Source organism: Alcanivorax sp. HI0044 (assembly GCF_001634945.1).
Window position 1 is genome coordinate 1 of sequence record NZ_LWEZ01000259.1, and the last position, 958, is coordinate 958.

Sequence of the window (958 nt, forward strand, 5' to 3'; positions counted from 1 at the left end):
CCGGTCCACCTTGCCGGCCAGGCCCAGGTTTTTGAGTGCGTACCGGGTTAGCGGCCCGCCCATGGAATGGCAAATCAGGTGCGCCTTTTCGGCACCCGTGACGGCCAGGATACGCTCAACATGATCCACCACCTGCTGCGACAGTTTGCGGGCATTGATGTGTGGCGGGGTGTAACTCACGGAATAGACGTTGGACCAGCCCCGCCACTTCAGGCGCCACTGCATGAACAAAAAGTTGGCGCTGTTGCCGCCATAGCCATGGACCAGAATCACCGGTGCCTCGCCATGATGGCGGCTGCGTGCCGGCGAGGTATCGTGGATCAACCGCAACGGGTAACTGAACACCAGAATCGTCAGGGCCGCGGCTTCCTTGGCCATGCCAATCACCGTGGGGAGTAGCCGTAGCGGCTGCTCACCGGGCAGCTCGGCCTGTTCCGGAAAACTGCGGCGGTCGTAGTACCAGCACAGATAAAACACCAAGGTGATGGACACCGTGGTGAGCACCAACAGTGCCAGCAGAAAAATGATCAGTCCCATCCCGTAATGACTCCGTTGTTGTTTTTACCGACGCTAGGCCAGCGCCGGGGAGGATGAAGCGCGGCTGGTATGACTGTCGGACAAGACGTGAAGAGAATTCACAATTGACCGCCAACCATCCCGTCAACGGGGCCCACATGGCTGCCCGCCTGAATAAAACCTCAACCCCGCTAGCCCAGTCCCTGCTCGTTCAGCCAGGCGGTGCAGTGCGCCACCGCTTCAGCCAATTTGTCGTTCTGGCCAAAGTAATAGTGATTGGCACCGGCCACTTCGCGCAGGGTGGCCTGCCCTGATTGGAAGCCATCAAAGAGCCGTTGGGTATGGCTGGGGGTACAGGCGTTGTCGGCGGTGTTGCCGATCACCAGCGCCGGCACCTTGATGCGCCCGGCGCAGGCCGGGCCATTGTTGACGGTTTCCGGGT

Annotated in this window: 2 protein-coding genes; both read right to left on the reverse strand. The window is 60.5% G+C overall.

The window, feature by feature from the left end; translation table 11 throughout:
* The coding region (locus tag A3730_RS03245; protein ID WP_369819035.1) for an esterase/lipase family protein at positions 1 to 537 on the reverse strand (537 nt) is incomplete at its 3' end.
* A gap of 170 nt (positions 538 to 707) precedes the next feature.
* The coding region (locus A3730_RS30945; RefSeq protein WP_369819036.1) for an alpha/beta hydrolase family protein at positions 708 to 958 on the reverse strand (251 nt) is incomplete at its 5' end.